The 22,147-nt window shown below is 64.1% G+C and carries 21 protein-coding genes; 9 read left to right on the top strand and 12 right to left on the bottom strand.

Going from position 1 to position 22,147, the window contains the following annotated elements:
- Positions 1–159: 159 nt before the first annotated feature.
- From carB to FJ960_RS23905, 4 genes are all read right to left on the bottom strand, one after another.
- On the bottom strand, positions 160–3,657 hold the full coding sequence (gene carB, locus FJ960_RS23890) for a carbamoyl-phosphate synthase large subunit (RefSeq protein WP_140717201.1): 3,498 nt from the start codon (positions 3,655–3,657) through the stop codon (positions 160–162).
- Between the two features lie 190 nt (positions 3,658–3,847).
- A complete protein-coding gene (locus tag FJ960_RS23895; RefSeq protein ID WP_140717362.1) occupies positions 3,848–4,618 on the bottom strand; it encodes an SH3 domain-containing protein in 771 nt (256 codons plus the stop codon).
- Between the two features lie 151 nt (positions 4,619–4,769).
- Positions 4,770–5,540: a metallophosphoesterase family protein gene (locus FJ960_RS23900; protein ID WP_140717203.1), complete on the bottom strand. Its 771-nt coding sequence runs from the start codon at positions 5,538–5,540 to the stop codon at positions 4,770–4,772.
- Between the two features lie 67 nt (positions 5,541–5,607).
- Positions 5,608–5,964, bottom strand: a complete 357-nt coding sequence (locus FJ960_RS23905) for a helix-turn-helix transcriptional regulator (RefSeq protein ID WP_140717205.1) — start codon at positions 5,962–5,964, stop codon at positions 5,608–5,610.
- A 194-nt stretch (positions 5,965–6,158) separates the two neighbouring features.
- On the opposite strand from FJ960_RS23905, the gene FJ960_RS23910 reads away from it, so the two are divergent.
- Positions 6,159–7,337, top strand: coding sequence for an MFS transporter (locus FJ960_RS23910; RefSeq protein ID WP_140717207.1), 1,179 nt, complete (start codon positions 6,159–6,161; stop codon positions 7,335–7,337).
- A gap of 35 nt (positions 7,338–7,372) precedes the next feature.
- Here the strand turns inward: FJ960_RS23910 and FJ960_RS23915 are convergent, their stop codons facing one another.
- Complete coding sequence (locus FJ960_RS23915; RefSeq protein ID WP_140717209.1) at positions 7,373–7,828, bottom strand: MarR family winged helix-turn-helix transcriptional regulator; 456 nt, start codon at positions 7,826–7,828, stop codon at positions 7,373–7,375.
- A 214-nt stretch (positions 7,829–8,042) separates the two neighbouring features.
- Here FJ960_RS23915 and FJ960_RS23920 point away from each other — a divergent pair, with 214 nt between their 5' ends.
- Positions 8,043–8,837 (top strand): SDR family oxidoreductase, encoded by a 795-nt coding sequence (locus FJ960_RS23920; protein ID WP_140717211.1) that lies wholly within the window; start codon positions 8,043–8,045, stop codon positions 8,835–8,837.
- Between the two features lie 85 nt (positions 8,838–8,922).
- Here the strand turns inward: FJ960_RS23920 and FJ960_RS23925 are convergent, their stop codons facing one another.
- On the bottom strand, positions 8,923–9,522 hold the full coding sequence (locus tag FJ960_RS23925; RefSeq protein ID WP_140505101.1) for a LysE family translocator: 600 nt from the start codon (positions 9,520–9,522) through the stop codon (positions 8,923–8,925).
- A 56-nt stretch (positions 9,523–9,578) separates the two neighbouring features.
- Between FJ960_RS23925 and FJ960_RS23930 the strand changes: the two genes are divergently transcribed.
- Entirely contained in the window at positions 9,579–10,487 is a 909-nt protein-coding gene (locus FJ960_RS23930; RefSeq protein WP_181174303.1) for a LysR substrate-binding domain-containing protein, read from the top strand.
- Positions 10,488–10,668: 181 nt separating this feature from the next.
- Here the strand turns inward: FJ960_RS23930 and FJ960_RS23935 are convergent, their stop codons facing one another.
- From FJ960_RS23935 to FJ960_RS23950, 4 genes are all read right to left on the bottom strand, one after another.
- Positions 10,669–11,319 (bottom strand): dihydrofolate reductase family protein, encoded by a 651-nt coding sequence (locus FJ960_RS23935; protein ID WP_140717213.1) that lies wholly within the window; start codon positions 11,317–11,319, stop codon positions 10,669–10,671.
- 109 nt (positions 11,320–11,428) lie between these two features.
- Positions 11,429–12,265, bottom strand: a complete 837-nt coding sequence (locus FJ960_RS23940; protein ID WP_181166672.1) for a protein-L-isoaspartate O-methyltransferase — start codon at positions 12,263–12,265, stop codon at positions 11,429–11,431.
- A gap of 132 nt (positions 12,266–12,397) precedes the next feature.
- Positions 12,398–12,916 (bottom strand): DUF2867 domain-containing protein, encoded by a 519-nt coding sequence (locus tag FJ960_RS23945; protein WP_140717215.1) that lies wholly within the window; start codon positions 12,914–12,916, stop codon positions 12,398–12,400.
- Between the two features lie 152 nt (positions 12,917–13,068).
- Positions 13,069–14,433 (bottom strand): Nramp family divalent metal transporter, encoded by a 1,365-nt coding sequence (locus tag FJ960_RS23950; protein WP_140717217.1) that lies wholly within the window; start codon positions 14,431–14,433, stop codon positions 13,069–13,071.
- A gap of 214 nt (positions 14,434–14,647) precedes the next feature.
- On the opposite strand from FJ960_RS23950, the gene mntR reads away from it, so the two are divergent.
- From mntR to FJ960_RS23975, 5 genes are all read left to right on the top strand, one after another.
- On the top strand, positions 14,648–15,097 hold the full coding sequence (gene mntR, locus FJ960_RS23955) for a manganese-binding transcriptional regulator MntR (RefSeq protein ID WP_140717219.1): 450 nt from the start codon (positions 14,648–14,650) through the stop codon (positions 15,095–15,097).
- Between the two features lie 208 nt (positions 15,098–15,305).
- Complete coding sequence (locus tag FJ960_RS23960) at positions 15,306–15,494, top strand: hypothetical protein (protein ID WP_140717221.1); 189 nt, start codon at positions 15,306–15,308, stop codon at positions 15,492–15,494.
- A 26-nt stretch (positions 15,495–15,520) separates the two neighbouring features.
- Entirely contained in the window at positions 15,521–16,354 is an 834-nt protein-coding gene (locus tag FJ960_RS23965) for an alpha/beta hydrolase (protein WP_140717223.1), read from the top strand.
- Positions 16,355–16,693: 339 nt separating this feature from the next.
- A complete protein-coding gene (locus FJ960_RS23970; RefSeq protein ID WP_140717225.1) occupies positions 16,694–17,617 on the top strand; it encodes a neutral zinc metallopeptidase in 924 nt (307 codons plus the stop codon).
- 155 nt (positions 17,618–17,772) lie between these two features.
- A complete protein-coding gene (locus tag FJ960_RS23975; protein WP_140717227.1) occupies positions 17,773–19,038 on the top strand; it encodes a TCR/Tet family MFS transporter in 1,266 nt (421 codons plus the stop codon).
- A gap of 116 nt (positions 19,039–19,154) precedes the next feature.
- On the opposite strand, the gene carA is transcribed toward FJ960_RS23975, so the two are convergent.
- Positions 19,155–20,360: a glutamine-hydrolyzing carbamoyl-phosphate synthase small subunit gene (gene carA, locus FJ960_RS23980; protein WP_140717229.1), complete on the bottom strand. Its 1,206-nt coding sequence runs from the start codon at positions 20,358–20,360 to the stop codon at positions 19,155–19,157.
- A gap of 275 nt (positions 20,361–20,635) precedes the next feature.
- Between carA and FJ960_RS23985 the strand changes: the two genes are divergently transcribed.
- Entirely contained in the window at positions 20,636–21,085 is a 450-nt protein-coding gene (locus FJ960_RS23985; RefSeq protein WP_023781512.1) for a GatB/YqeY domain-containing protein, read from the top strand.
- 65 nt (positions 21,086–21,150) lie between these two features.
- Here FJ960_RS23985 and FJ960_RS23990 read toward each other — a convergent pair whose 3' ends face one another.
- Positions 21,151–22,077 carry a LysR family transcriptional regulator gene (locus tag FJ960_RS23990; RefSeq protein ID WP_140717231.1) on the bottom strand — a complete coding sequence of 309 codons (927 nt, stop codon included), beginning with the start codon at positions 22,075–22,077 and terminating at the stop codon, positions 21,151–21,153.
- Positions 22,078–22,147 lie beyond the last annotated feature (70 nt).

Below are 22,147 nucleotides of genomic sequence, written 5' to 3' on the forward strand. Positions count from 1 at the left end.
CCCGAACGTGAAGAGAAAATATATCCTTATGTTCGGTGATTTTCCAACCTTCGAGTTGGATGGGGCTAGATCATAGCATTGCCGTTCTCCAACGTCGCGGGGGAAACTGGACATGCCGGTGCTGCGGACTGTAAGTTAAAACGGTTCGGTTTTGCACCCCTAAGTAAAATACTCCTGCAGCGGGCTTACCTCCAGGCTCCCCGCCTTCAGCGCCGCGATCGCCTCGGCCACGGCGGCAGCCCCTGACAGCGTGGTATAATACGGCACCTTCTGCATCAGCGTTGCCCGGCGCAGCGATTTGGAGTCCGACACCGCCTTCTGGCCATCAGTCGTGTTGAAGACGATCTGGACCTGGCGGTTGCGGATGGCGTCTTCGATGTGGGGGCGGCCTTCCAGGACCTTGTTTATTTTCTCGGCCACCACGCCGTTTTCGGCGAGGAAGCGCTGCGTGCCTGATGTCGCCAGCACCTTGAAGCCGAGGCCGGCGAGGCGCTTGACGGCCGGCAATATGCCTTTCTTGTCCTCGTCGCGCACCGAGACGAACAGCGTGCCTGAGCGGGGCAGGTCGACGCCGGCGCCGAGCTGGCTCTTGGCGAAGGCCAGGGCGAAATCGCGGTCGAGGCCCATGACCTCGCCGGTCGAGCGCATTTCCGGGCCGAGCAATATGTCGACGCCGGGGAAGCGGGCGAAGGGGAAGACGGCTTCTTTGACCGCGATGTGGCCGGGGTTCCGCGGGTCGGGCATGGCGCCGTAGTGGGAGAAGGCGTCTTCCAGCGTCTCGCCGGCCATGATGCGGGCGGCGATCTTGGCGATGGGACGCCCGATGGTCTTGGCGACGAAGGGCACGGTGCGGGACGCGCGCGGGTTGACCTCCAGCACATAGACCGTGCCGTCCTTGATCGCGTATTGCACGTTCATCAGACCGCCGACATTGAGCGCGCGGGCAAGGGCCGCCGTCTGGCGCTCCAACTCGTCGACGAGGTCCGACGGCAGCGAGTGCACCGGCAGCGAGCAGGCCGAGTCGCCCGAATGGATGCCGGCTTCCTCGATGTGCTCCAGAATGCCGGAGACGAAGGTCGCGTGGCGATCGCAGAGGCAGTCGACATCGACCTCGATGGCGCCACTGAGATAGGTGTCGAACAGCAGCGGGTTCTTGCCCAGCAGCGTGTTGATCTGGCCGGTCTTGTCGTTGGGGTATTTCTGCTTGATGTCCTCCGGCACCAGGCCGGGCACGGTGTCGAGCAGATAATTCTGCAGCATGCCCTCGTCATGGATGATCTGCATGGCGCGGCCGCCGAGCACATAGGAGGGGCGCACCACCAGCGGGAAGCCGAGCTCGCCGGCGACGAGGCGGGCCTGCTCGACCGAATAGGCGATGCCGTTCTTCGGCTGGCTGAGGTTGAGCTTGTGCAGCAGCTTCTGGAAGCGGTCGCGGTCTTCGGCGAGATCGATCATATCGGGCGAGGTGCCGAGGATCGGTATTCCGGCCTTCTCCAGCGCGTCCGCCAGCTTCAGCGGCGTCTGGCCGCCGAACTGGACGATGACGCCGACCAGCTCGCCCGAGGCCTGCTCGGCGCGCAGGATCTCCAGCACGTCCTCCGCCGTAAGCGGCTCGAAATAGAGCCGGTCCGACGTGTCGTAGTCGGTCGACACGGTCTCGGGATTGCAGTTGATCATGATCGCTTCATAGCCGGCATCGCGCAGCGCGAACGCCGCGTGGCAGCAGCAATAGTCGAACTCGATGCCCTGGCCGATGCGGTTCGGCCCGCCGCCGAGGATGACGACCTTTTTCCGCGCCGACACCTGCGCCTCGTTGGCGAGCGTACCGGCGAAGGGCACTTCATAGGTCGAATACATGTAGGCGGTGGGCGAGGCGAACTCGGCGGCGCAGGTATCGATGCGCTTATAAACTGGATGAACGTCGAGCTTTTCACGAATCTTCTGAACGACTTCGGCGTCGGTCTTCGTCAGCGACGCGAGGCGGGCGTCGGAGAAGCCCATGGCCTTGAGCATGCGCAGGTTGACGGCGTCCTGCGGAATACCGTGCTCGCGGATGCGGGCTTCCATGGCGAGGATGCCGGCGATCTGTTCGAGGAACCATGGGTCGATCTTGCACATGGCGTGCACGTCTTCGAGCGACGTGCCCATGCGGATCGCTTGCGCCACCATGCGCAGCCGGTCGGGCGTTGGCGTGCCCAAGGCGGCGCGGATGGCGTTGCGGTCGTCCGGGTTGTTACCTAGCGCATGGCCAAGGCCAGGGATCTCGATCTCGTCGAGGCCGGTGAGGCCGGTCTCCAGACCGCGCAGCGCTTTCTGCAAAGACTCCTGGAAGGTACGGCCGATGGCCATGACTTCGCCGACCGACTTCATGGCGGTGGTCAGCACCGGCTCGGCGCCGGGGAACTTTTCAAACGCAAAGCGCGGGATCTTGGTCACGACATAATCGATGCTCGGCTCGAACGAGGCGGGCGTGGCGCCGCCGGTGATGTCGTTCTCCAGCTCGTCCAGCGTGTAGCCGACGGCAAGTTTGGCGGCGATCTTGGCGATCGGGAAGCCGGTCGCCTTGGAGGCGAGCGCGGATGAGCGCGAGACGCGCGGGTTCATCTCGATGACGACGAGGCGGCCATCGGCGGGGTTGACGGCGAACTGCACGTTGGAGCCGCCGGTCTCGACGCCGATCTCGCGCAGCACCGCGATCGAGGCGTTGCGCATCATTTGGTATTCCTTGTCAGTCAAGGTCAGCGCAGGGGCGACGGTGATGCTATCGCCCGTGTGCACGCCCATCGGGTCGATGTTCTCGATCGAGCAGACGATGATGCAGTTGTCCGCCTTGTCGCGGACGACCTCCATCTCATACTCCTTCCAGCCGAGCACGCTTTCCTCGATCAGCACTTCGGTGGTCGGCGAGGCGTCGAGGCCGGACTGGACGATGTCGTAGAATTCGGCCCTGTTATAGGCGATGCCGCCGCCGGTGCCGCCCATGGTGAAGGAGGGGCGGATGATGGCGGGCAGGCCGACATGGTCGAGCGCTTGTGCCGCGATCGCCATGCCATGGCTGATGTAGCGCTGCTTGCGGTCGCCTTCGCCGAGGTTCCAGCGGGTTTCCAGCGCGTCGAGTTCGGCGTCGAGATTGTCCGGCTTCTCGGCCTTCAGCGCGGCGCGCTCGGCCTCATGCGTCTTGCGGTCGGCGTTCTTGACGTCGGTGGCGTTGGCCAGCATCGACTTCGGCGTTTCGAGCCCGATCGTCTTCATCGCCTCGCGAAACAGCGCGCGGTCCTCGGCCTTGTCGATGGCATGCGCGTCGGCGCCGATCATCTCGACATTGTAACGCTCGAGCACGCCCATGCGGCGCAGCGACAGGGCGGTGTTGAGCGCGGTCTGGCCGCCCATGGTCGGCAGCAGCGCGTCGGGCCGCTCCTTGGCGATGATCTTGGCGACGACTTCGGGCGTGATCGGTTCAATATAGGTGGCATCGGCCAGTTCCGGGTCGGTCATGATGGTGGCCGGGTTGGAATTGACCAGGATGACCCGAAAACCCTCTTCCTTCAGCGCCTTGCAGGCCTGGGTGCCGGAATAGTCGAACTCGCAGGCCTGGCCGATGACGATGGGGCCGGCCCCGATGATCAGGATCGACTTGATGTCGGTGCGTCTTGGCATGTCTGTGAATTCCGTTCGGCAGCGGGCTTGCACAAAAAAGCCGGGACGGGAAGACCCGGCCGGTTGTGCTCGCGATTCTGGTATCAGGCTAGGAGGGCCTTATAGGGAAGAGTTTTGCCCGATGTAACCCCGAAAATGAAGGGTTCACAGCGCCAAGCAAACAAGCGCCTCATTCCCTCGCGCCAGCGTCCTAATCCCCCAGCACCACCGTATCCGCGATCTCAAACCGCTCCGCCACGCCGATGCGGATCATGTTGAGGTTGCCTTCCCTGGTGAAGCGGAAGTTGCTGCCGGCGTCGGAGCTTGCCGGCAGGCCGGCATCGAAGGAGATGACGCGGCTGCCGCCATCGGGCCAGGTCACGGTCACGTCGGCCTTATCAGTGCCCTTGCGCGTCACGCTCGCCGCGCAGGGCGCCATGGGCTGTCCAACGTAGCGGGCGCAGGGAATTTGCAGGGTTCCATTCGCCGCCAGCGCCAGGCCATAGGCATCCTGCATGGCGATCTCCGCCGCGGATTTTGGCATGGGTTCGGGACTGGCCGGCTGGCTCGCGCCACCCAGACGTGCGGTCAGGTCGGGCGTCGCGTCGGCTTCGGCGGCCATGGCGTCCGCCGCCTGGTCGGGCACCGTCGCCGGATTGAGGGGCACGAGATAGCGGGCGGGGGCCCAGCCGGTGGCTTTGGGGTTGTCGGACTCGATCTTGCACCAGGGATGGCCGTCAATGTCGTTGCAGCCGAGGTTTCTCACACTCGCACCGGCAGCCAGGCGGGCCTCGGTCTTGCCGATCGCCGACGGTTTGGCGCGGATATTGAGCAGGTCGTCGGGGGCGAGCCCGATGACGACGGAGATGAACGGCGCCTCTTCGGCATGCGCCGGGACAACAGACGGCCACGCCGCCATCAGCAGCGGAGCGGCAATCAGCGCATGCAAACTTTTTCGGAGCGTAACTGTGCGCCTCATCATTTGGCCGTGCGCCGTACTCAAATCACCATGCCGCGGCGGTCTCGCCGCATGTCCGGCCGGTTTTATAAGGGACGGCGCGCCGCCATGTAAGCCGGAAAATTCAGCCCAATCATGATGGCAAACCATGGCGCCGCGTGGTGCGGTTCAAGGATTACGGCCGCGCCGCTTCCGGCATGAAGCCGGTGCGCAGGCCGTGCGCCCATTCCGGGCGTCCCGCCTGTTCGGCCTGCCGTGCCGCCGCTTCGTGGTCGTAGTCCACCGCGATCATCTCGAAGCGGTCCGGTTGACCGGCGCCGCCCAAGGTGACGATGCCATAGCGCGCATGCGGCGAGCCCTGTTCGGAGACATGCGCCGGCGGCGTGTCGTCGTCATAGGCGGGGCAGCCGATGCTGCCCGGGTTGAAGATGACGGGACCATCGGGAATGCGGATCAACTCGGCCCGGTGGCTGTGGCCGCAGAGCGCGATGCGGCAGGCCGGGCCGAGCCCCTTCAGCCGGCGCCGGATCGTGGCCAGCGGCGCGCGCACCAACTGGCCATCGACGATCGCGTCGAGCAGGTATTTCTCGTCGTGATCGGGGCGGGCATGGAAGGCGATGACGCCAGGTGCGATCTCAAGGATCAACGGCTGGGCGAACAGTGCATCGCGCTGCGCTGGCGTCAATCGCTGCTGCGCATAGACGTCGGACGCCCACATGGTCTCGTCGGCCGGATCGGCGGCGACGCGGCGGTCATGGTTGCCACGCACCGTCGGCAGCTTGAGCGCTTCCAGCCGTTCCATCGTTTCGCGCGGCCAGAGCGGACCCGAAACGCTGTCGCCGAGATTGACGGTGAGGTCAGCGCCGCCGCGATGCCTGAGATCGTCGAGCACGGCCTCGAGGGCGAGAACGTTGCCGTGGATGTCGGCGAGAACGGCGATGCGCATGAGGAGCTTCCGTGGGTGGGCGGCAGGACTTGGTTCCCTCACCCGCTTCGCGAGGCAAGGAAAAGCTTCAGGCCGGCACTTCCAAATCATGACCGCCGACCGCCGGCAGGGCGGCGTCGTCGGCGGCCGCCGCGATGACGCTGTCGAGCAGGCCGGGGAAACGGGCGTCGAGGTCGGCGCGGCGGAGCGTGATCATGCGGTTTGTGCCGACCACTTCGGTGCGGGTGACTCCAGCCTCGCGCAGTTTGGCGAGGTGGTAGCTGAGGTTGGTCTTGGAGGCGAGGTCGAGAAAGCGGCTGCAGTTCAGCGGCACGCCTTCCTTGCTGGCGAGATAGCGCACGATGGCGAGCCGCGTCGGGTCGCCGAGCACGCCGAGCACGATGGGCAGGCTGATCTGGTCCGCATTGGGGTGTGGCAAGCTCATGGCTGGAACCTAAGCGCAGTTCGGGCCGATTTCAACGCGTCGATCCTGCTCAGCCCATACACACGGTTTCTCCACTTCATGACCGTCCTGACACAGTGCTGTCAGCATGGTTCTGCTATTTTGCCATGGCTCATTGACATGATGCCCTTTTATGTCCAATTGTTCAATAACTTTTGAACTAAGGACGCTTTCCCATGGACAAGAGAATCTTCTGGCTTGCGCTTGGATCGTTTGCGATCTCGACCGAAGGCTTCGTCATCTCCAGCCTCCTGCCCGATATCGCCAGGGATGCCGGCATCTCGGTGCCGCTCGCCGGTACGCTGATCACCGCCTTCGCGCTCGCCTATGCGATCGGCACGCCGATCCTGGCAACGCTGACTGGTGAATGGGACCGGCGCCGCGTCATCCTGTGGACGCTGGTGTTCTTCGTCATCGGCAACGTCGTTGCCGCCCTGAGCTCATCCTTCGAAGTGCTGCTCGTCGCACGCATCATCATGGCGCTGTCGTCGGGTCTGTTCGCGGCGACCGCGCAAGGCACGGCGGTGGCGCTGGTCGATGATCATCACCGGGCCCGCGCCATTGCCGTCGTCGTCGGCGGCACCACGGTTGCGGTCGCTGTCGGTGCGCCGCTTGGCGCGCTGGTCGCGGCCATCGCCGGCTGGCGCGGCACTTTCTATGCCATTGCCGGCCTTGGCGCGCTCGCCGGCGCCATCCTGTGGTACCGGCTGCCGCGCGGCATCATCGGCACCAGGCTGCCGCTGAAGCGCCGGCTGGCGGCGGCCATGCGTCCCGGCGTGATGCCGATCCTGGTGACGACGGTGCTTGCCCTCGTTGGTGCCTTCACCGTGTTCAGCTTCATCGCGCCGCTGGCCATTGAAGGCGCCGGGCTGTCGCCGATCGCGCTGCCGGGCATGCTGCTCGCCTTTGGTGTCGGCGCCGTCATCGGCAATATTGCCGGGGGCCAGGCAGCCGATCGTTTCGGCGCGACGCGCACTGTCGGTTGGTCACTGGCGCTGAGCGCGGCCATGCTCGTCACCTTCTCGCTGATCCCGACCTTCCTGCCGCATCACCTCGCCGGACCGGCGCTGATGGGCATGATGGTGCCGTGGGGCATCGTCGGCTGGGCCTTCCCGCCGGCGCAGGCGAGCCGCATCATCAAGCTCGCACCCGACGCGGCCCCGATCGTGCTGTCGCTTAACGCCTCGGCGCTCTATCTCGGCGTGGCGCTCGGCGCGGTGGTCGGCGGCGCAGTGCTGCGCTACGGCGCGCCGGCCGATCTCGGCCTGATCGCGGCGGCCTTCCCGGTCATCGGGCTCGGCATCGTTCTGGCCGGGCGGATGTTTGCCAGACCGGTGGCGATGCCGGCTGAATAAGACCTGGAATTGAAATGATGCCGGCCGCTCTTCAGTCAGGCGGCCGGCGGCATATCGAAATCCAGCGCGCTGATGTCGTCCAGCACCGCGCGGAGGTTTGCCGCCTGATTCTTGCCCACCACCGCTTCGAAGCGTTGCTGGGCGACATGCCACAGTTTCATCACCTGATCGAGCTTGACGAGGCCTTGCGGCGTCAGCCGCACCCGCTTGATGCGGCGGTCGGCCGGGTCGGCGAAGGTCTCGACATAGCCGTCGCGGATCAGGGGCTTCAGCGTGTGGCCGAGCGCCGACAGATCCATGATCAGGGAAGCCGCTATGGCGCCCATGGCCGGCTCGTTGCCGATGTGGATCTGGTAGAGCAAGCCCTGCTGCGTGGCCTTGAGACCCGAGGGCGCTAGCACATCGTCATAGTACTGGCCAATCTTGCGCGTTGCGCGACGCAGCATGGCGTTGTTGCAGAGCGTCAGTCCGGACGGGGCCTCTTTCGACATGATGGTTCCTTGGCAGCGACGACATTCTGTCCGGCTGCTGCCTGATAAATATTCCCGGATGTGCTCATTGACAAGATAGTGGCATATGCCTATTTCGAGAAAGGTGGCATATACCACTAAATCAATCAATCGGCTTGCCAGCAAACCGAGAGGCCAATGCCTGCGATGCCTCGGCTAGGTCGAAGCAGCAATTTGAGATAGAAGGAACAGGATTATGAGTGGACAGACAAACAAGGGCACGGCGGTCGTCACCGGCGCTTCATCGGGTATCGGCGCAGTCTATGCGGACCGGCTGGCGGGGCAGGGCTACAATCTGGTGCTGGTGGCGCGCCGTGCCGACCGGCTGCAGGAGCTCGCTGAGAAGCTGCGCCATGCCTACAGCCGCAAAGTCAGCGTGATCGCAGCGGACCTGTCCGACGACGACGATGTGCGCCGTGTCGAGCAGGCGATATCGGCCGACGAAACCGTGACGCTGCTGGTCAACAATGCCGGCCTTGGGGGCCAGGCTGTGGTGGCAACCGCCGATGCCGACGCCGCCGAGCGCATGATCAAGGTCAACGTCGTGGCGCTGACCCGGCTGACGCGCGCCGTGCTGCCCGGGCTTTTGGCGCGCAACCGTGGCGCCATCGTCAATATCGCCTCGGTGCTGGCCTTCGACACCTCGTTCGGCGGTATCTACAGCGGCACCAAGGCCTATGTCGTCAACTTCACCGAAGCCCTGCATCGCGAGGTCGCGGGCACCGGAGTGACGGTGCAGGTGGTGCTGCCGGGCGCGACACGGACCGATTTCTGGGAGCTTTCCGGCGGTGATATCGATACCCTTCCGAAGGAGATCATCATGACCGCCGACGATATGGTCGATGCCGCCCTTGTCGGCCTGGCGCGGGGCGAAGCCGTCACCGTGCCGGCGCTTGCCGATACGGGAAAGCTGGACACGTTCCTCGGCGCCCGGCAGGCCTTCTACGGCAGCCTGCACGCCGACAAGCCGGCGGCTCGCTACGCCGCTTGAGGCTGGACGGGAAGGCTGGCGCCGACTTTGCAAGACTTAGGTTCCTCGCCCTCGCAACGCGGGGGAGAGGAAATGGGTATGCGCCTTACGCCGACCGCCACATCGGGATGATCGAGGCGGCGAGCACCAGCGCCAGCACGATGTTGAGCGCGCGCCATTGCCACTCGGTCTTGAGCAGCCGTGCCAGCACCATGCCGGCCACGCACCAGACGGACAGCGAGATGGCGGCGGTGAGGCCGAAGGTCGAGCCGAGCAGCAGCGCCAGTTGGCCCGGCCCGTCGGCAAGCGCGGCGAAGGAGGCAGCCGCGCCCAGCCCCATCGCCCAGCCCTTCGGGTTCATCCACTGGATGCCGGCGCCGCCCAGGAAACTGTTGGGCCTGGCCATGGCCACATCGAGATTGGGCGGCCCGGCGCGGCCGATCTTGATTGCCAGCCAGACGAGGTAGAGCGAGCCGGCGATCTTCATGGCAAGCTGCAGCGACGGCATGGCAAGCAGCAGGCCGGCAAGCCCGGCGGCCGCCGCACCCGTCACGGTCGCGAGGCCGGCAGCACTGCCGATCATCAACGGGACCGAGCGGCGAAAGCCGAACTGCGCGCCTGAAGCGGTCGACAGGGTGGTCGCGATGCCTGGTGTGGCAGTGGCCACGAAGGCAAACAGGATCAGCGGCAAGATAGGCTGGAGCATGGGAACGTCCTTTGTCGAAGCCCCATGGTAGACGCCGGCTCGCATCAGTAAATGCAATGTTTGCGATGATCAGCATTAGCCTCTATAATGCTGGAATGATCCGCAATCTCGATACCAGCCTCGTGCGCACCTTCGTCACCGTCGCCGACAAGGCCAGCATGACGGCGGCGGCCAACGCGCTGCACCTGACGCAGGGCGCCGTCAGCCAGCAAGTCAAGCGGCTGGAAGAAACGCTCGGCTGCAGCCTTTTCGAACGCGACCGGCGCGGTCTGCGCCTGACCCATTCCGGTGAGCGGCTGTTCGATAAGGCAAGGCGCCTGCTGAGCCTCAATGACGAGATCTGGACCGACATGATGGGGAGCGCGGTGGCCGGCCAGGTACGGCTCGGCGTGCCCTACGATCTTGTCGGCACCTTGCTGGCGCCGGTGCTGAAGACCTATGCCGAGGCCTATCCGCAGGTCGAGATATCGCTGGTCTGCGCCTCCTCGCCGGAACTGGCGGCAGCACTTGCTGCGGGAACCATCGACCTCGCGGTGATCGAGGAGCGGGTCGGTCCGACGTCAGGCGAATGCCTGGCCATCGACCGGCTGGTCTGGGTCGGGGCAAGGGGCGGGGCGGCCCGCGCCAAGCGGCCGCTGCCGGTCTCGATCGTCGCCGACACCTGCGCCTTCCGGCCGGTGGTGCTGTCGGCACTCAACGAGCATGGGCTGGAATGGCGCAGCGTGTTCGAGAACGGCAACATCGACGCGACCACGGCGACGGTGCGCTCGGACCTCGCCGTCACCACATGGCTGGCTTCCACCGTGCCTCCGGATCTCGACATATTGCCGTTCGACGCCGGCCTGCCGCCGCTGCCGAATTTTGCCATCAACCTGCATCTGCCGAGGCATGGCGTCGGGCCGGCGGCGCAGGAGTTCGCACGGCATATCCGTGAGGGGCTGGGGCGGCGATTGCAGGCGGCTTGAGCAGTCGCGTCTAGCTGGTCACAAGGGGAGAAGGAAGAGTCATCGATGTCATGGCTAATTGCCAATGTTGGAGAGTGGCAGAGCCGAATGCGCCAGGCTCCACCTTCTCCCTTGTGGGAGAAGGTGGCCTCGCGAAGTGAGGTCGGATGAGGGTGTTCCAGCTTGATGCCAGAGGTCGAATTTACTTCCAGTTCTTGCGCCGTTCGAGTTCGGCGTCGGAGGGTTTGCCCGTGACAAAGGAGCCGACCTCGATTTCGCCCGCGCGCTCGTACGTCGCCATGATGACGCCGGTGGTGGAAGCCTGCGATTTGACAAGCTTGAAGGCGGCCGGCATCGCGGCATCGCCGAACAGCCGCTTGCCCTTGCCTAGCAACAGCGGGAACGTCATCAGCCGGATCTCGTCGATCAGCCCGTTGGCGAGCAAAGTCTGAATGAGATTGCCAGATCCCTGGATGAGCAGGTCAGGTCCATCTTCCTGCTTGAGCCGGTGCAAAGTCGCGATGATATCGGGCCCAAGCGACTGCGTGTTCTGCCAGGTCAGAGTGTCCGGCCGATGCGTCGCCACATATTTGGTCGCGGGGTTGAAGGCATCCGCGATCGGATCTTTCTGGTACGGCCAATACGCGGCGAAGATGTCGTAGGTTCTGCGGCCGAGCAGCAGGGCGAAGGGTTTGGAAAATAGGTCATCCATTGCCGCGCCCGCCTCCTCGTCAAAGTAGTGGAAAGTCCAGCCGCCGAATTTGAAGCCGCCGACCGGATCTTCTTCCGGTCCACCGGGTGCCTGCATGACGCCATCGAGGCTGACGAAGGTTGCGGCGGTGATCTTTCTCATTGTGCTCTCCCTTGCTTTCGTCCACGCCGTCGCGGCCGGACTTCAGTCCAAGGACGGACCAGCCGCGCCCATCCCGACAGCGGCCGCGAATCTGGTTCGCCACCGATGCTTAATCACGCGCGCTCGGGGCTTCCGACGAGAACCAGACATGCTCGAAGATTGCCGTGGCGGTGCTGTCTGGCTGCCTATCCTCGATCAGCCAGATCGAGCGGCTGCGCGCGGCCTCTTCGCGTGTCGGGATCTTCGCGGCGGAGTCGGCGGTCGACGCGCCGACACAAGGGATGAACCACGAGCGCATGAACGGGTGGCAGGCGAAGCCTTTTTCGCCGCGGGTCACCATCACCGCGAACGGAACGCGCTCGGCCGGACGCCACGGGAAGATCATGCGGCCGCCGGGGCGCAACGCCTTCAGCCATCCGGCGGGAGGGGCCACGACACCGGCGTTGACATAGATGATGTCGGATGGTGGCAGGGGCGAGGTCACGGCATCGCCATGGACAACAGTCGCATTGCCGTAGGCTTCGAGATTTTGCCGGGCCAGCTCTGCCAGCTTCTTGTCGAGCTCGAAAGCGGTGACGGTGCCGCCCGGCGAAACCAGCCTGGCCAGCACCGCAGTGTAGTAGCCGGTGCCGGCGCCGATATGACAAACGGCCTCGCCGGGTCTCGGCGCAAGCTTTCCGATCCACATGGCGTGCAGGAACGGCTCGCCATTGTTGATGCCCTTATCGTCGTCGAGCGCCACCAGCACGTTCTGGTAGATGTGGGCCGGATCGGCGCTCGGCGTCGTGATCTTGCCGTTGCCGGCGATGATCGTCCAAGGTCCGGGGCCGAGAAAGGCTTCGCGCGGCACTTCGGCGAAGACCGTCTGCAGGCGCGGATCGGGCGATCCGGCATTTGCGGCCATTAGCCGCGCGTAGAATTTCCTGAAATCTTCGATCCCGGTCATGACGAGGGAGAAGATAGCGCGGATCGCCGATTTGTCGCGGGACCATCTGCGGCCGGACTGTGTGAGAAGAAGCACGGGGCGGGAGAGCTCCCCGCCGTGTTTCATCGTTTGAAATTCGAGGTTCCTGCAGCTCTACTGCATTTGCGTTTGTGCACAGCGTGCCAGGTTGGCCCTGACCACCAGGTGATGAAAAGGCCTGATCGCGTTGAGATAGGTGAAGCCCAGGGCATTGTGGGTATGCACAACGGTTGTCGCGATGATCAACGTGCCCGTTGGAGAATGGCGTCGGAGCAGAGATAGACGGAAGTCCAGGTGTCGGTCATCCGTACCGAGCACGATTTCGTCCTTGCCCTCCCAGTGCACCGGGAAGAAGTCCACCCGTTCACGGCTGTCCTGGAACGTCCTGACCGTGTCGGAGGTTTTGATGCCGAAGGGCATAACCATGGCGTCGCGCAGCGCGATCAACGCCTTTTGCCACACGGGTGGATTGACGAGTATCCGCGTCGCCAACTCGCGCATGCTCGACTGTTCCGATGCACTCAAGTCAATGCTGTAGCTATCGAGTGAACTGGCGTTCTCGTACCAGCTCGCAATGATACTTTCCGACGGCGGCGTTGTCCGGCGTACCTGCGGTTTGCGGTCTAAACCCATGCTGAAAGCTCAATCATGGCAGCTGACCAAATAGCGGTAGGACTACATGCCTTAGAACGAAGCCGATCGAGAACGATATAATATGGTGCGTGAGCGCTATACAAGCGGCGCGGTCGCAAGCCGATGATGGATCTTAATTTCGAGTCAGGTTCTTAGCCAACCCCGGACATGGTCTCGTAGAGCAGCTTGAAATTGAGCACCAGGATGATGGCCGCGACCACCCAGGCCAATGCCGCCACGCCGCGCGGGATGGCGAGGTTGCCCATCTTCTTCTTGTCGGAGACGAACTGCACCAGCGGGATGACCGCGAAGGGCAGCTGCATGGACAGGATCACCTGACTGAACACCAGCAGCTGGCCGGTGCCCTTCTCGCCATAGAGCGCGGTGACGACCACCACCGGAACGATGGCCAGGCCACGCGTCAAAAGACGCCGTGCCCAGCTGGGGATGCGCAGGCGCAGAAAACCTTCCATGATGATCTGGCCGGCCAGCGTCGCCGTCACCGTCGAGTTGAGGCCCGAGGCCAGCAGTGCCACGGCAAACAGGATCGAGGCGATGCCCAAGCCAAGCAGCGGCGACAGGAGCTGGAAGGCCTGGTCGATCTCGGCGACATGATGGTGGCCGGTGTCGTGGAAGGCGACCGCCGCGACGATCAGGATGGCGGCGTTGACGAACAGCGCCAGCATCAGGGCGATGGTGGAGTCCATCGTCGCCCATTTGATGGCATCGCGCTTGCCCGCGTCGGTGCGTTCATAGGCGCGGGTCTGCACGATCGAGGAATGCAGATAGAGATTATGCGGCATGACCGTGGCGCCGATGATGCCGATGGCGATGTAGAGCATCGCCGGGTTGGTGATGATGTCGGAGGACGGCACGAACATCGAATGCAGGATCGTGCCGGCCGGCGGGGCGGCAACGAAGATCTGGATGGCAAAGCAGCTGAAGATGATGATCAGAAGCGCGACGACGAATGCTTCCAGATAGCGGAAACCCTTGTTCATCAGGAGCAGCACCAGGAAGGCGTCGAGCGCGGTGAGCATGGCGCCGCCGATCAGCGGGATGCCGAACAAAAGCTGCAGCGCGATCGCGGTGCCGATCACCTCGGCGAGGTCGCAGGCGATGATGGCGAGCTCGCAGGCGATCCACAGCACGAAATTGACCGGGCGCGGGTAGTAAGCGCGGCAGGCCTGGGCGAGGTCGCGGCCGGTGGCGATGCCAAGCCGCGCGGCCAGCGCCTGCAGCAGGATCGCCATCAGGTTGGACAGCATGATGATGAACAAAAGCGTGTAGCCGAACTGGGCGCCGCCGGCGAGGTCGGTCGCCCAGTTGCCCGGGTCCATATAGCCGACCGAGACCATGTAGCCCGGGCCCATGAAGGCGAACAGCCGGCGGAACCAGACGCCTGACGTCGGCACCGCGATGGTGGAATTGACCTCGCGCAGGCTGGGCTGATCGTCTTCCTCCCGTCTGGCGAGCCGCCATGTGGACCGGGGGGCTGTGACGTCTGCTTCTAACATGAAAAGGCTTTCCGCGGCTTCCGGAGGATATCCATAAGCTACGCCATGGCTCAACATTATGCAATAGGCTATATTTCATTGTCGGTGCTTGTTGCGAGGGCGGGCGACCGGAGACGCCGATTGCGCCTCTCGTGGAATGCAAATAAACGGCCTGAAGAATCAGAGCCCGTGCTATAAAAGCAGCGACGGCTAAACTTCCGAGGAGGAGCGCGCATTGGCGCTGAAGAACAGACCGGCTCCGCGTGAGCCGTTGCTCGATGCCGATATCCATTCGGAAGGGTTCCGGCAGACGCGCGAAGCGCGCCGCAGCGCGCTGGTCGAGGATTATGTCGAGCTGATCGCCGACCTGATCGAGGACGGCAATGAGGCGCGCCAAGTCGACATCGCCGCTCGTCTCGGCGTCGCCCAGCCGACGGTGGCCAAGATGCTGACGCGGCTCTGCGCCGACGGGCTGGTGTCGCGAAAACCCTATCGCGGCGTGTTCCTGACCGAAGCCGGCCGCAAGGTCGCGGAGGAAAGCCGCATTCGCCACCAGACGGTGGAAGCCTTCCTGCGCTCCCTCGGCGTCAGCGCCGAGACGGCGCGCATCGACGCCGAGGGCATCGAGCACCATGTCAGCGCCGAGACGCTGGAAGCGTTCCGCAAGGCGATGACGGCCCGCTGAAAGGCGCTTCATTGCCGAGTTTTCGAACACGTTGCAGCATTTCGCGGCGAATAGGATTCGCCCGATCTGCCGTAAGCTTCTGATTTTATGCATGTCGTTATTCCGGAACCGAGGACACTTCCGGGCGACATGCTTTAGTTGCTGGAACCGTCGGCGCTTATGCGCGTTGGCTCTCATCGCGCGCTTGTTGCGCGGCAGGGAGGAAGCTATGGGCGTCGAGCAGGCACCGACCGCAAAAGGCAAGCAGGCAGCCACAGGATTGAAACAGGCGGCCGCCAGGGACCAGCGCAAGACCGAGGCCGAAACCGGACATTCGCTGAAGAAAGGCGCCGATCGTTTCGAGGAACGTTCGAAGAGCTCGGACGGCAAGAGCGCCGGTGCCAAGCAGAAAGAGTAGGCGGCGGTAATTCCGGATCGATGCAGATGACGATCGAGTGGCGCCCGCCCGAACGCTTTGTCTTTCAAGGACATTCCATCGCCTGGGGCGTGATGGGGGAAGGACCGCCCGCCGTCGTTCTCCATGGCACGCCCTTCTCCTCGGTCGAGTGGCGCCGCATCGCGCCATGGCTCGCCAAGCAGCGACGCGTCCACTATTTCGACATGCTTGGCTATGGCTGGTCGGACAAACCGGACGGCGACGTGTCGCGCGGCATCCAGAACGAATTGTTCGCGGCGCTCTGTGCCCACTGGAAGCTGGAACGGCCCGACGTGGTCGCGCATGATTTCGGCGGATCGACCGCTCTGCGCGGTCATCTGCTCAACGGGTTAAATTTTCGCTCGCTGGTGCTGATCGATCCGGTGGCGATCAGCCCGCAAGGCTCGCCGCTGGTCCAGGCAGCCAAACAGAACGAGAAGGTTTTTGCCGAGCTGCCCGCCTATGTCCACGAAGCGATCTTGCGCGCCTATATCAACGGCGCGACGTACAATCCGTTACGCAAGGACGAGATGCAGGCCTATCTGCGTCCATGGCTTGGCGACGAGGGCCAGAAGGCATTCTGGAGGCAAGTCGCACAGATGGATGACAAATACACCGAGGAGGTGGAGTGGCGATATGGCGAAATCCGGTGTCCGGTCACCATCCTCTGGGGCGACAATGACGATTGGATCCCGGTAAAGGACGGCCGGGAGCTGGCGCGGCGCATTCCCGGCGCGACGTTTCAGACAGTCCCTGATGCCAAGCATCTCGTCCAGGAAGATGCGCCAGAAGCGATCGCCGCTACGGTCCTTCAGTTCTGGCGGAGCATGGAAGCCGGCTAGGACTGTTCAGCGTTTGATAGAACCGCCGGACCGGCCTAATTTCCTTCGCTGGTCTTCGGCTCTTCGGCGATCTCGCGCTTGACCGTGTCGCGCACGCTGGCCAGCGCCACCAGCAGCGACAGGAAACCCCGATCGTCCTCAAGCCTCGAACCCCTCCCGATGCCAGCGATGCTACAGGCCTTGTGCGCTCCCGGCCAGTGCGGTGAGACGGCGATGCCAAGGCTCCCATGCCCATGAAAAATGCTGTGACTTGGAGCAGCCGTTGCGATAATTGTTTGGTGGATCGGCTGGCCGAGAGATCGGCAGGTCAATCGGAAGTTCGCAGCACGAGGAATTGCCATGCTCTGGAGAGGCCGTCGTCAGAGTGACAATATCGAGGACGACCGCAGCGATGGTGGCGGCGGCGGGATCGGTGGTGGTGGCGGCCAGTTCCGCATCCCGATCGGTGGCCGCGCCGGTGGCGGCGGCAGCATATTCCTCGTCATCCTGGTGGTGCTGGCCGGCTGGTATTTCGGCTTCGATCCCTCGGCAATCCTGGGCGGCGGCGACGGCGGCCTGCTGCCGGGTGGTGGCGGCCAGATATCAGACAATAGCGGCAGCCAGGACAGCGGCGGCACCCCCGCCAATGACGAGATGAAGCAGTTCGTGGCGACCGTGCTCGCCGAGACGGAAGACACCTGGACCGGCATCTTCAAGTCGCAAGGCCTGACCTATGAGGACCCCAAGCTGGTGCTGTTTTCCGGCCAGGTCCGCTCGGCCTGCGGTTTTGCTTCCGCCGCGGCCGGACCGTTCTATTGTCCGGGCGACCACAAGGTCTATCTCGACATGACCTTCTTCCAGCAGCTCGACCAGCAGTTCGGCGCTTCAGGCGAGTTCGCCCGTGCCTACGTCATCGCGCATGAGGTCGGTCACCACGTGCAGAACCTCACCGGTATCATGGGTAAGTTCAACCAGATGCGCCAAGGCATGAGCGAAGCCGATGCCAACCAGCTGTCGGTGCGCATCGAGCTGCAGGCCGACTGCTTCGCCGGCGTGTGGGCGCATTACACCGGGCAAAAGGGCATATTGGAGCAGGGCGACTTCGAAAGCGCGCTGAACGCGGCCAAGCAGATCGGCGACGATACGCTGCAGAAGAAGATGCAGGGCTATGTCGTGCCGGAAAGCTTCAACCACGGCACCTCGCAGCAGCGGCAGACCTGGCTGACGCGCGGCTACAAGAGCGGCAAGCTGTCGGACTGCAACACGATGACTGGTTCGCTCTAAGCAGTCGTTTTCGGATAAGGACCTGGCGGCAAGACGCCGTCAGGGAGTGTCAGGATCAAAGCTTCCTGCCTGTTCCCGCATTGTTCCTTTTCGCCGGCTCGCCTATAAGGTGCGTCCGCCCGCGCCCCAGGGCGGCCAGAGGAGCTTGACCCATCATGATCGACCCCAAGACCGCCAGGCGGGGCCTTGCGCTCGTTTTCACCACGCTGCTGCTCGACATTATCGGCTTCGGCATGATCATGCCGGTGCTGCCGGCTTTTCTCAGAGAATTGACCGGCGTCGGCATTAGCGAAGCGGCGATGGAGGGCGGCTGGCTGTTCTTCGTCTATGCGGCCATGCAGTTCTTTTTCGCGCCCATCATGGGCGGCCTGAGCGACCGGTTCGGGCGGCGGCCGATCCTGCTCGCCTCGGTGCTGACCTTCTCCATCGACAATTTGATCTGCGCGATCGCCTGGTCCTATCCGATGCTGTTCATCGGGCGTGTGCTCGCCGGCATTTCGGGCGCCAGCTATTCGACGACGTCGGCCTTCATCGCCGACATTTCGAACGACGAGAACCGGGCGAAGAATTTCGGCCTGCTCGGCATTGCGTTCGGCGTCGGTTTCGTCATCGGGCCGGTGCTGGGCGGCCTGCTCGGCACATTCGGCCCGCGCGTGCCGTTCTTTTGCGCCGCCGGGCTGGCCTTCGTGAACTTCCTGATCGCGATGTTCTTCCTGCCCGAAACGCTCGATGAAAAGCATCGCCGCCGCTTCGAGTGGAAACGCGCCAATCCGGTCGGCACGCTCCTGCAGATGCGCCAGTATCAGGGTATCGGCTGGATCGGGCTGGTCTTCTTCCTGATGACGCTCGGCCATATGATGTATCCGGCGGTGTGGTCGTTCGTCTCCAATTACCGCTATGGCTGGAGCGAGCAGCAGATCGGCTTCTCGCTCGGCGCTTTCGGCCTGTGCGGCGCGATCGTCATGGGCACGGTGCTGCCGCGCGTCATCCCGAGGCTCGGCGAGTGGAGAACGGCGGTCATCGGCCTGACGTTCACGGCGGCCAGCGCCTTCGGCTATGCCTTCGCCTCGCAAGGCTGGATGGTCTACGCGGTGATCGTCGTCGGCTGCCTGGAAGCTCTGGCCGATCCGCCGCTCAGAAGCCTCGCCGCCGCCAAGGTGCCGCCTTCGGCACAGGGCGAGTTGCAAGGCGCGATGACCTCGATCTTCTCGATCACCTCGATCATCACGCCGCTGCTCTATACCGCGATCTTTTCCTGGTTCACCGGGCCAAGCGCGCCTGTCACCTTCGGCGGCGCGCCCTATCTGGTCGGTGCGTGCTTCCTGGTCCTGGCGGTCATTGTCTTCGTCACCAAGGTGGCTAGGCCGGCGACGGTCATGAATGTCACGAACAATGTCGTGGAAGATGGAGCCCAGCTATGAGCCGAAGGCAAGTGAGGGCCGGCCGGTGGCGTGAGGTCGAGGGATTTGCGATGCGGGGAAGAAGAGCGCCGAGGTTGCGGCAAGCTCACTTCCGATGAGGGGCGGCGCGAGGTCTCTTAGGCCCGCTCCACCAGCAATTCCTCGCCGCGCTTCTGGCGGATCAGGTTGACGAAGCGGCGGAACAGATAATGCGAGTCCTGTGGGCCGGGCGAGGCCTCGGGGTGATGCTGGACCGAGAACACCGGACGGCCGGTCAGCGCGATGCCGCAGTTCGAGCCGTCGAACAGCGAGACATGGGTTTCCTCGACGCCCGCGGGCAGCGAGTCGGCATCGACGGCAAAGCCATGGTTCATCGAGACGATCTCGACCTTGCCTGTCGTGTGATCCTTCACCGGATGGTTGGCGCCATGATGGCCCTGGTGCATCTTGGCGGTCTTGCCGCCCAGCGCCAGCGCCAGCATCTGATGGCCAAGGCAGATGCCGAACACCGGAATGTCGGTCTTGAGCAGGTCCTGGATCACGGGTACGGCATAATCGCCCGTGGCTTCCGGGTCGCCGGGGCCGTTGGAGAGAAAGATGCCGTCGGGCTGCATGGCGAGAATTTCTTCCGCGTCGGTCTTGGCGGGAACGACGGTGACCTTGGCGCCGAGGCCGGCAAGCAGCCGCAAGATGTTGCGCTTGACGCCGTAGTCGATGGCGACGACATGCAGCGAAGGCTCGGCCTGTTCGTCAAAGCCCTCGTTCCACACCCATGGCGTCTCGCGCCAGACCGAGGACTGGCCCGACGTGACCTCCTTGGCGAGATCGAGCCCGATCAGGCCCGACCATGCGGCGGCGCGCCGCTTCAGATCGTCGAGGTCGAAGACGCCATCCGGCGCATGCGCGATGACGGCGTTGGGCATGCCCTTTTCGCGGATCAGCGCGGTGAGCGCGCGGGTGTCGATGCCCGAGAGCGCGACGATGCCGCGCTTCTTCAGCCACTGATCGAGGTGGCCGGCGGTGCGGTAATTGGACGGGTTGGTGACATCGGCCTTGAACACGGCGCCGACAGCGCCGGCGCGGGCGGCCGGGTTGAGGTCTTCGATGTCCTCGCCATTGGTGCCGATGTTGCCGATATGCGGGAAGGTGAAGGTGACGATCTGGCCGGCATAGGACGGGTCGGTGAGGATTTCCTGGTAGCCGGTGAGTGCGGTGTTGAAGCAGACTTCGGCGACGGCGGAGCCGGTGGCGCCGAGGCCGCGACCCTCGATGACGGTACCGTCGGCCAGCACCAGAAGGGCGGTCGGCTTTTCAGTGGCCCAGGCGGGCGTCATCTCGGCCATGGCGGCACTCCTATCAGGCCGCACGCTTCCATAGCCCGGCGGGCCTTCGCGCGGCAAACGGCGCGAAGCGGCGAATTCGCGGCCTCCACGCACCCAAGCTTCAGTTCATGCAAGGCCCAGTACATAGGGGAAGGGAGCAGGGCGGTCAATGATCATGCGAAATGCCGTCGCGATTTATTTCATTGAGGAATATCATAGGCTTGCCCTGGCATATCAGGGTTTGCGTTGGCCTGTCCCCGGCGCTATTGTCCGCGCCGACCGAAGGAGAGAGAGCAATGCGCGCGAAAATCGCCGAATCCCTGAAGACCGCGATGAAGGCGCAGGACAAGCACCGGCTGCCGACATTGCGGCTGATCCAGGCCGCCATCCACGACCGCGACATCGCCAATCGCGGCGCCGGCAAGGAACCTGCCAGCGACGAGGAAATCCTGCAGATCCTGGCCAAGATGGTGAAGCAGCGCGAGGAATCGGCCAAGGCATTCGAGGACGGCAAGCGGCCGGAACTGGCGGCGCAGGAACGCGGCGAGATGGAGATCATCCGTGGCTTCCTGCCGACGCAGCTTGACGATGCGGCAGTCACGGCGGCGGCGCGCGAGGCGATTGCCGCGACCGGTGCGGCCAGCCAGAAGGATATGGGCAAGGTGATCGCCGCGCTGAAGCAGAAATATGCCGGCCAAATGGATTTCGGCAAGGCGAGCGGCATCGTCAAGGGGTTGCTGCAGTAGGGCTTTTACCGTCGCGTCAGCGGCTTCCAACACGGCCACTCACTCGACGCCAAGCCGCGACTTGGCTATTGGGCCGATTTCCGAGGCTCCAACGCGCGGCGCAATGCCGGCGCTTCCTGCTGGATATGGTCCCACAGGCGGCTGGAGATCGGCCCGTGCGGCCGGTCGCGGCGGCGCGCCACCACCAATTCATCGGTGCGGCCCGGCAGATGACTGCCGGCAATCGATAGTAGCTGTCCGCCGCGCAGCTCTTCCGCGATCAGGAAGTGGGGCAGGTGGCCCCAGCCGAGCGCTTGCAGGATAATCTCCTTCTTCATCGCCTGATCGGGGACCAGGCATTGCGGCGCGCCCTCGACCACGAAATAGTCCTGTCGTGGCGAATGCAGGGCGGTGTCGCGCATCACGCATTGGGTGAACGCCTGCATCTTCTCCAGTGTGATCGGTCGTTCGATGCGCTCGGGCAGGAAGCCCGGCGCCACCACGGGAATGAACGGCACCTCGCTGAGGTCGATCCATTCCACCCGCGCATCACCCTTGTCGATCCAGTGCAGGATGAGATCGGCCTTGTCGTCGAAAAGGCGCTCCCACGGGCCGCCGACGGCTTCGAAATGGAGATGCAGCCGGGTGCCGGGGCACTGGGCGAAGAACCGCCCGAGCATGCCCAGTACCTGCGGGCGCGGGCAGATGTCGCCGATCACGACGTGGATTTCGCTTTCCTCGCCCATCGACAGCTGGGCGGCATGGACGCGCAGGCCTTCCAGTTCGCGCAGCATCGATTGCGCGCGAAGGTGGAACGACAGGCCCGCTTCGGTCGCACGCACGCGGTAGCCGCTGCGATCCAGCAGGACGAGGTCGAGCTGGCGTTCGAGCCTGGCGACAGCGGCGAACACCGCGGGATGCGAGCGGTGGAGCATGGCCGCGGCCGGCTGAAAGCCGCCGGTGCGGATCACGGCGTCGAAGCACTGGAGGTCGTGCAAGGTGAATTCGGCCATGTCATCTTTGATTACAGAGATTGTCCGATCTTTGTAATATCACCAAACCCCGGCCACAGCTACGCTTTGC

Source organism: Mesorhizobium sp. B2-3-11 (genome assembly GCF_006442215.1).
Classification (GTDB): Bacteria; Pseudomonadota; Alphaproteobacteria; order Rhizobiales; family Rhizobiaceae; genus Mesorhizobium; species Mesorhizobium salmacidum.

Coding starts and splice junctions, on each gene's coding strand:
- FJ960_RS23920 (WP_140717211.1), top strand. CDS start 8,043: ATGAGTGGACAGACAAACAAGGGCACGGCGGTCGTCACCGGCGCTTCA.
- FJ960_RS23950 (WP_140717217.1), bottom strand. CDS start 14,433: ATGTTAGAAGCAGACGTCACAGCCCCCCGGTCCACATGGCGGCTCGCC.
- FJ960_RS23940 (WP_181166672.1), bottom strand. CDS start 12,265: ATGACCGGGATCGAAGATTTCAGGAAATTCTACGCGCGGCTAATGGCC.
- FJ960_RS23925 (WP_140505101.1), bottom strand. CDS start 9,522: ATGCTCCAGCCTATCTTGCCGCTGATCCTGTTTGCCTTCGTGGCCACT.
- carA (WP_140717229.1), bottom strand. CDS start 20,360: ATGGCCGAGATGACGCCCGCCTGGGCCACTGAAAAGCCGACCGCCCTT.
- FJ960_RS23970 (WP_140717225.1), top strand. CDS start 16,694: ATGCTCTGGAGAGGCCGTCGTCAGAGTGACAATATCGAGGACGACCGC.
- FJ960_RS23905 (WP_140717205.1), bottom strand. CDS start 5,964: ATGAGCTTGCCACACCCCAATGCGGACCAGATCAGCCTGCCCATCGTG.
- FJ960_RS23975 (WP_140717227.1), top strand. CDS start 17,773: ATGATCGACCCCAAGACCGCCAGGCGGGGCCTTGCGCTCGTTTTCACC.
- FJ960_RS23915 (WP_140717209.1), bottom strand. CDS start 7,828: ATGTCGAAAGAGGCCCCGTCCGGACTGACGCTCTGCAACAACGCCATG.
- carB (WP_140717201.1), bottom strand. CDS start 3,657: ATGCCAAGACGCACCGACATCAAGTCGATCCTGATCATCGGGGCCGGC.
- FJ960_RS23895 (WP_140717362.1), bottom strand. CDS start 4,618: ATGATGAGGCGCACAGTTACGCTCCGAAAAAGTTTGCATGCGCTGATT.
- FJ960_RS23960 (WP_140717221.1), top strand. CDS start 15,306: ATGGGCGTCGAGCAGGCACCGACCGCAAAAGGCAAGCAGGCAGCCACA.
- FJ960_RS23910 (WP_140717207.1), top strand. CDS start 6,159: ATGGACAAGAGAATCTTCTGGCTTGCGCTTGGATCGTTTGCGATCTCG.
- FJ960_RS23990 (WP_140717231.1), bottom strand. CDS start 22,077: ATGGCCGAATTCACCTTGCACGACCTCCAGTGCTTCGACGCCGTGATC.
- FJ960_RS23935 (WP_140717213.1), bottom strand. CDS start 11,319: ATGAGAAAGATCACCGCCGCAACCTTCGTCAGCCTCGATGGCGTCATG.
- FJ960_RS23985 (WP_023781512.1), top strand. CDS start 20,636: ATGCGCGCGAAAATCGCCGAATCCCTGAAGACCGCGATGAAGGCGCAG.
- FJ960_RS23965 (WP_140717223.1), top strand. CDS start 15,521: ATGACGATCGAGTGGCGCCCGCCCGAACGCTTTGTCTTTCAAGGACAT.
- FJ960_RS23945 (WP_140717215.1), bottom strand. CDS start 12,916: ATGGGTTTAGACCGCAAACCGCAGGTACGCCGGACAACGCCGCCGTCG.
- FJ960_RS23930 (WP_181174303.1), top strand. CDS start 9,579: ATGTTTGCGATGATCAGCATTAGCCTCTATAATGCTGGAATGATCCGC.
- FJ960_RS23900 (WP_140717203.1), bottom strand. CDS start 5,540: ATGCGCATCGCCGTTCTCGCCGACATCCACGGCAACGTTCTCGCCCTC.